At 48.4% G+C, this 6,874-nt stretch carries 7 protein-coding genes; 3 read left to right on the top strand and 4 right to left on the bottom strand.

The features are described from left to right. The first annotated feature begins 377 nt into the window (after positions 1-377). Genes larE through larC form a run of 3 tightly spaced genes read left to right on the top strand, consistent with a single transcriptional unit; the run spans position 378 to position 3,132 of the window. The gene (larE, locus tag NTW12_03820; protein MCX5845473.1) at positions 378-1,229 is read left to right on the top strand and encodes an ATP-dependent sacrificial sulfur transferase LarE; all 852 of its coding nucleotides are present in this window, start codon (positions 378-380) and stop codon (positions 1,227-1,229) included. Further along, positions 1,199-1,954 (top strand): nickel pincer cofactor biosynthesis protein LarB, encoded by a 756-nt coding sequence (gene larB / locus NTW12_03825; protein MCX5845474.1) that lies wholly within the window; start codon positions 1,199-1,201, stop codon positions 1,952-1,954. The genes larE and larB overlap by 31 nt, the downstream gene beginning before the upstream one ends. Further along, entirely contained in the window at positions 1,954-3,132 is a 1,179-nt protein-coding gene (gene larC, locus NTW12_03830) for a nickel pincer cofactor biosynthesis protein LarC (GenBank protein ID MCX5845475.1), read from the top strand. The genes larB and larC overlap by 1 nt, the downstream gene beginning before the upstream one ends. Positions 3,133-3,329: 197 nt before the next feature. On the opposite strand, the gene NTW12_03835 is transcribed toward larC, so the two are convergent. The 4 genes from NTW12_03835 to NTW12_03850 form a co-directional block, all read right to left on the bottom strand. Beyond that, positions 3,330-4,043 (bottom strand): 2Fe-2S iron-sulfur cluster-binding protein, encoded by a 714-nt coding sequence (locus tag NTW12_03835; GenBank protein ID MCX5845476.1) that lies wholly within the window; start codon positions 4,041-4,043, stop codon positions 3,330-3,332. A gap of 11 nt (positions 4,044-4,054) precedes the next feature. After that, a complete protein-coding gene (locus NTW12_03840) occupies positions 4,055-5,884 on the bottom strand; it encodes a 4Fe-4S binding protein (GenBank protein MCX5845477.1) in 1,830 nt (609 codons plus the stop codon). A 97-nt stretch (positions 5,885-5,981) separates the two neighbouring features. Next, entirely contained in the window at positions 5,982-6,449 is a 468-nt protein-coding gene (nuoE, locus tag NTW12_03845; GenBank protein ID MCX5845478.1) for an NADH-quinone oxidoreductase subunit NuoE, read from the bottom strand. A gap of 33 nt (positions 6,450-6,482) precedes the next feature. Then, a partial coding sequence (locus NTW12_03850; GenBank protein MCX5845479.1) for a pyruvate ferredoxin oxidoreductase occupies positions 6,483-6,874 on the bottom strand: 392 nt, incomplete at its 5' end.

Below are 6,874 nucleotides of genomic sequence, written 5' to 3' on the forward strand. Positions count from 1 at the left end.
GGAAAGTTTTATGTCCGGCAGTATTCCACCTACGGCTGGTGGAGAACTTACCGCCAACCCATAACCCACAATCATGAAAGCAGTCATGATGACTACAAGCATGCACACTATTATCTTTTTCATCAAAATACCTCCATAACATTGTTATTGTGAACGACCACTATCTACCTAATGGTGTAAAATTACTCCAGCCAGGTAGTTATGTCAAAGAAAAAATTACACATTGAATGTCCACATGTTGACAACCTGTTGCCCAAAATGATAAACGACAGCATGTTGAGCAACGTTACAGGGGAATTTCAAAAAAACACGTCTCGTATGCATGTCCGCCTCCTTACCCTTTTCATAGAGGGAGGGGGCTTTTTGCTTTGTAGATTATGACGCAACTTTCAACAAAACTGAAATCGCTGGAAGCGATTCTGTCTGACATGCAAAGCGTGCTTGTCGCCTACTCCGGGGGCACGGATAGCACCTTCCTGCTCAAGGTTGCCTCAAACGTCCTTGGCGGTAGGGCGATAGCGGTTACGGCAAGTTCGGCGACGTATACACCCCAGGAACTTGAAGAGGCCATGAAAAATACAGAACTAATCGGTGCAAAGCACATTATTATTCATACAAATGAACTGGACGATCCGGATTTCGCATCCAATCCCCCGGACAGATGCTACTACTGCAAGAAGGAACTCTTCACAAAGCTTTTCGAATTGGCACAGCAGCACAGTTTGAACTATGTGATAGACGGTTCCACGTGCGATGATGAAAAGGATTTCCGCCCGGGGACAAGGGCTGCTGTTGAGTTCCGCGTGAGAAGCCCTTTGAAGGATGCCGGCTTCACAAAAGAGGAAATAAGAACGCTATCGAAGAATATGAATCTCCCCACGTGGGATAAGCCCCCCCTTCCCTGCCTCTCAACCAGGTTCCCGTACGGCACTCAAATCACCAAAGAAAAAGTTGTGCGGGTTGGTCGTGCGGAGGAATTCCTGGCAGGCTTTGGAATCCGGCAATTGAGAGTCAGAGACCATAATAATATAGCCAGAATAGAGGTGCCGCGTAAAGACATGACCATGTTCCTTGACGAGGAAATATCCAAACAGATCATGGAATATTTCAAGGCCCTGGGATATACTTACGTCACCCTGGATCTTCAGGGTTACCGGATGGGCAGCATGAACGAACCATTGAAAGAAACGAAACAGATATGGACAAAGAAAAAATCAGGGAACTTTTAGAAAACGTGAAGGCCGGGAAGATCGGGATCGACGAAGCGTTGAGAGCTTTGAAATCGTTTCCCTATAAGGATTTAGGGTATGCCAAAATCGATACGCACAGGGACTTGAGGAGAGGCTTCCCGGAGGTGATATTGTGCAGAGGAAAAACTATCGAACATATTGAGAAAATCGTGGAAAGCCTCTCACCGGAAACCGACTTCATCATGGCAACCAAAGCCGACAAGGCGGCCTATGAAGCCATCAGGAAGGTGCAAAAGGACGCTGTCTATTACGAAACAGCCCATATCGTCCTGATCGGTAAAGCAAGGAAGAAAAAATCCACAAAAACGATCCTCGTGATCACCGCGGGGACATCCGACATCCCAATTGCTGAGGAGGCAGTAGTCACCGCGGAAATCATGGGGAATGCCGTCGACAGGGTCTACGACATCGGTGTTGCCGGGGTGCACAGGCTTTTCGACAACAGTGAAAAGCTGTTCGACGCCAACGTCATTGTGGTGGTGGCCGGCATGGAAGGAGCATTGGCAAGCATCATCGGAGGAATGGTTGATTCTCCGGTGATTGCGGTCCCGACCAGTGTGGGTTACGGTTCCAGTTTCGATGGCCTGGCCGCACTGCTCTCCATGCTGAATTGCTGTGCGCCGGGCGTGGTGACCGTGAACATTGACAACGGATTTGGGGCCGGATACTTCGCCAGCTTCATAAACCATATGGGTGAGAAATAATGCGTATAGCGTATTTCGACTGCTTCTCGGGCGTCAGCGGCGACATGATACTGGGGGCGCTGATCGACGCCGGACTTGACTTGCAGCAGCTCGAGTCGGAACTAAGCAAACTGAAAATATCAGGATTCACCCTGAAAGCCGAGAGAACTGCCAGGAAAGGAATCTCCGGAACCAGATTCCTCGTTCATGCAGAGGAAGACCACATCGAAAGACACCTGAGAGACATTGAAGAGATCATAGATCACAGTGATCTCGGCGATGATATCAAGATTGCAAGTAAGACGATCTTCAATGAACTCGCTCACGCCGAGGCAAATATCCACAACAAGAATCCCGGGGAGGTTCATTTTCACGAGATTGGCGGCGTAGATTCCATTATCGACATTGTCGGTTCTCTCCTCGGCATAAAGATGCTCGGCATTGAAGCTGTATATGCCTCTAGAATTCCCGTGGGGACAGGATTCGTGGAATGTGACCATGGCATCCTGCCGCTTCCCGCTCCCGCCACCCTCGAGTTGCTCAAAGGCATACCCATATACGCAAGCGGTATGGAAAAAGAACTTGTCACCCCTACCGGTATTGCAATCCTCAAAAACGTGGCGAAAAGTTTCGGTATAATTCCGGAGATGAGAATGAACCGGATCGGCTATGGGGCCGGCAGCAGGGACCTGAAAATACCGAACTTGCTCCGGGTATGGGTGGGCGAAGCCACCGAAAAGAGAGAATACGAGGAAGACGAAGTCATTCTCATCGAAACCAATATTGATAACATGAATCCTGAGTTTTTCGGCTACGCTTCGGAAAAACTCCTTGAAAGAGGCGCCCTTGACGTCTTCATGACGCCGATCTTCATGAAGAAGAACAGGCCGGGGACGCTGCTGAGCATTCTCATTACTCCGGACAAACTGGAGGAGACGCTGTCAACGGTCTTTGAAGAAACGACTTCCCTGGGAATCAGACTCCATCGTCTGGAGAGAAGAAAACTTCCCAGAGAGCTGATCACGGTGGAAACGATATTCGGACGGGTAAGGGTGAAAGTGAACCAAATCAGCCAGGAGAGCAAAAACATATCCCCGGAGTATGACGACTGCAAAGAGATTGCAGCCAAACAAGGAATTCCCTTGAAGAAGGTGTACGAGGAAGCAAAAACGGCTGCCAGGAAACTATTGACTGGCTAATAAAATCCCCTCATCCCCCTTTCGTAAAGAGAGGGGGGGGAATTTTCAATTGGTCTGTTGGAGATAGGGAAAAACAAAAGGCCCCGGCGAATGTATTCACCGGGGCCTTGACCAATTAATTCCATTGGTTCAGAGCGTCCTAATAAAACCCTCACATCAGGTACAAGCCTAATTACCGATAATTCCGTGTGGGCTTCTTATTTACAGCTCATGCAAACCGCAAGTTCTGTCATCGGAGTACCAGTCTTGTCGCTGATGAACTTCAACTGGTCAATTGGAGCAAAATACCTGCCGCACTTATCGCACGCCTGCATCTTAAAGGTACGTCCCCAGATTTTTCGCTTGCTGTCCGTTGACTCCATAAGGATGTGCTCCGTCGGGCATACATACGCGCACGCCCCACAGCCGATACATGTCTTTGAATCCTCCATGTATGGGGGGCCAACGGCTTTTTTCTTGCCTCTGCCAGCCAAACCAATGGCATTTACACCCACAACGTCTTCACAGGCCTTCACGCAAAGACGGCATAGTACGCACTTCCCCTTGTCCGTTTCCGGATGAAACGCCGGTTGCGGTTCTACGCCCATCTCTTTAGCCATATCCTTAAGCACATCCGACTCAGGACATCTTGCCATGAGAAGCTGCATAACGAGCCGTCGGACATTCAGTACCCTTTCCGTTTTTGTATCAACAACGATACCTTCATCAACAGGATACAGGCATGAAGTCACGATCCTCGTTCTTTTGCCTTTCTTCACTTCAACCACGCACAGGCGGCATGCTCCTGACGGAGCAACCGACTCATGACTGCACAGCGTTGGAATCGTAATGTTATTTGCACGAGCAACCTGAAGTACGGTTGCACCTTCTTCAGCCTCAACCTTCTTCCCATCTATGATAAAGTTTACCATTTCCCCTACCTTCATTCTACGATTATTGCGTCAAATTTACAGCTTTCTTTACAAACGCCGCACTTGATACATTTCGTCTGATCAATCACGTGTGTCTTTTTCTTTTCACCGCTTATGCACTCAGTAGGACACTTCTTCAAGCAGACACCGCATCCCGTACATTTTTCTTCGCTGACACTGAAACGTATCAGGGCCTTGCAGACTCCGGCGGGACACTTCTTGTCCCGAATATGAGCGACATACTCATCCCGGAAATACTTGAGTGTACTCAAAACCGGGTTCGGAGCCGTGCTCCCCAGAGCGCACAAAGATCCATCGACGATCCCCTGTGCCATGGATTCCAGAAGTTCAATGTCACCTTCTTTACCTTTCCCGTTGCAGATGTCCTCCAGGATTTCATTCATCCTTTGAACCCCCTCACGGCAGGGAACGCATTTTCCGCAGGATTCAAATTCGAGGAAGTCAATAAAGTACCGGGCGATATCGACCATACAGGTCGTTTCATCCATGACAATCATACCACCGGAACCCATCATTGAGCCTGCTTCCCACAGTGCATCAAAATCAACAGAAATATCTATCAGCTTGTCGGGTAAGCAACCACCCGACGGACCACCGGTCTGAACGGCCTTATATTTTTTGCCGCCGGGAATCCCACCGCCGATTTCATAGATAATATCCTTCAGAGGTATCCCCATAGGCACTTCGACCAGCCCGATATTACTTATCTTCCCGACAAGGGAAAAGACCTTCGTTCCTGAGTTGTTCTTACAACCGATACTGGAGAACCATTTTGCCCCCCTGCTGATAATCGCCGGCACATTCGCCCACGTTTCCACATTATTCAGATTGGAGGGTCTGTCCCAAAGACCATGCTCAACGGTGTGTATATATTTTGCTCTCGGCTCTCCCGCTTTTCCCTCCAGAGACGTCATCAGCGCTGTCGATTCACCACAAACAAATGCGCCGGCTCCCTTGCTGATTTTTAAATCGAAGTCAAAGCCTGAATTCAAGATATTTTTTCCGAGGAATCCGTATTCTCGAGCCTGGTTGATTGCCCGCTGCAGATTTGCGACGGCTAAGGGATACTCGTTTCTGACATAAATAAATCCCTGGCCAGAACCAATGGCAAACGCACCTATAATCATTCCTTCGATGACACTGTGGGGATCTCCTTCCATAACGCTTCTGTCCATGTAAGCACCGGGGTCTCCTTCATCGCCATTGCAGATCACGTACTTAATGTCTCCATGCGCGCGTCTGCATGTCTGCCACTTCACGCCGGCGGGGAATCCTCCACCTCCACGGCCTCTCAGCCCTGAGGCAATGATTTCCTCAATGATCTCGTCCGGTTTCATTTTCGTGAGGGCCTTAAAAAGGCTGATGTAACCGCCCTTTGCGATGTATTCATCGATACTCTCAGGATTGATCATCCCGCAGTTTCTGGTGGCTAACTTCATCTGTTTCTTATAGAAGTTCACCTCCTTGATCCTTGGAATACCTTCCAAATCTTTCGGTACAGGACCTTTTAAATACGGCTTATTTTCATTGAGACAGATGAATTCTTCTTCATCCATTCTATATGCGGGTTTATTACCGTTTATGGCGCCCTTCACAATCTGATCGATCACTTCCGGTACCTTCTTGGCGGTCATCTTGCTGTATGCCAGACGTGGTTTGTTCGGTTGCACGACATCGATAAGGGGCTCTATGCAATCCATCCCCATAGCACCTGTTTTACTCAGGATGATGTCCAGCTTCCGTTTCTTTATTTCTTCAGCCAGGGCATCGTAAACAGCCTGTGCCCCCGATGCAATCCCACTCGTCCCCATCCCGACCATGATTTTCGTCTTTGACGGGATGATCGCTTCCAGCCCTCTCTTCGCTGCCTTGTTTAAATCTTCAAGCGTATTGATCTTACTCACTTTACCACCCCTATTATTTATAATTTCTCAAAATCTTCGGAATTTCGTCCTGAGTTAAGTTAGGATGCACATCAGCGCCTATCCGTAAGACAGGGGCCAGACTGCAACATCCAAGACACCTGACTTCTTCAAGGGTAAACGTTTTATCCTGCGTCGTCTCGCCGCATTCTATTGACAGATCTCTCTCCAGCCTGTCCATCAGATTGGCTGCACCCTGGACGTGACATGCCGTACCGGCGCATACTTCAACCAGGTACTTACCCCGAGGCTTCAGGCTGAAAGCATTGTAAAACGTTGCTATCTCATAAATCCTGGTGAGGGGCACATCCATCTTCTTACTGATTGAGGACAGAGCCTCCTTTGGTAAATATCTGCATTCTTCCTGAACATCCTGAAGGATGGCTATCATAGCAGTCTTATCGCCATCGTATTTTTTTATGATGTCTTTAACCGTTTTGTCTATGGTCTTCGCTGTCTTCATACTTCAATCACCTTATCCCGTTTAATTAACACTTTAACTTGTCATCTCTGACCAGGATTTTGAATGCTTAATCCTCTCCAACACTTTATTGTATTCAAGCATTGCCATTCCCTTGAAAATCTTAATATCTTCCGGCTTAAGATGCCTGAATCTCCCCTGAGGCTTCAGGTAGTCTTCCATGGGCCTGAGCTCCTTGGGCATCTCAATGGTCATTTTGTATTTCCCGTTTTCCACCTCGTACAGCGGGAACACACCTGTTTCAACAGCGAGACGGCCCATCTTGATACATGCATCCGACGGACACCGCCATCCAGTCGGGCAGACGGCAAGACAGTGAATAAAGGCAGGACCGTTCACTTTCCTTGCCTTTTTGACCTTGTTCATGAAGTCAAAAGGATAGCTGTGGCAAGCCGTAGCAACATAGG

The sequence above is a fragment of the Deltaproteobacteria bacterium genome, from assembly GCA_026388545.1.
GTDB lineage: Bacteria > Desulfobacterota > Syntrophia > Syntrophales > UBA2185 > JAPLJS01.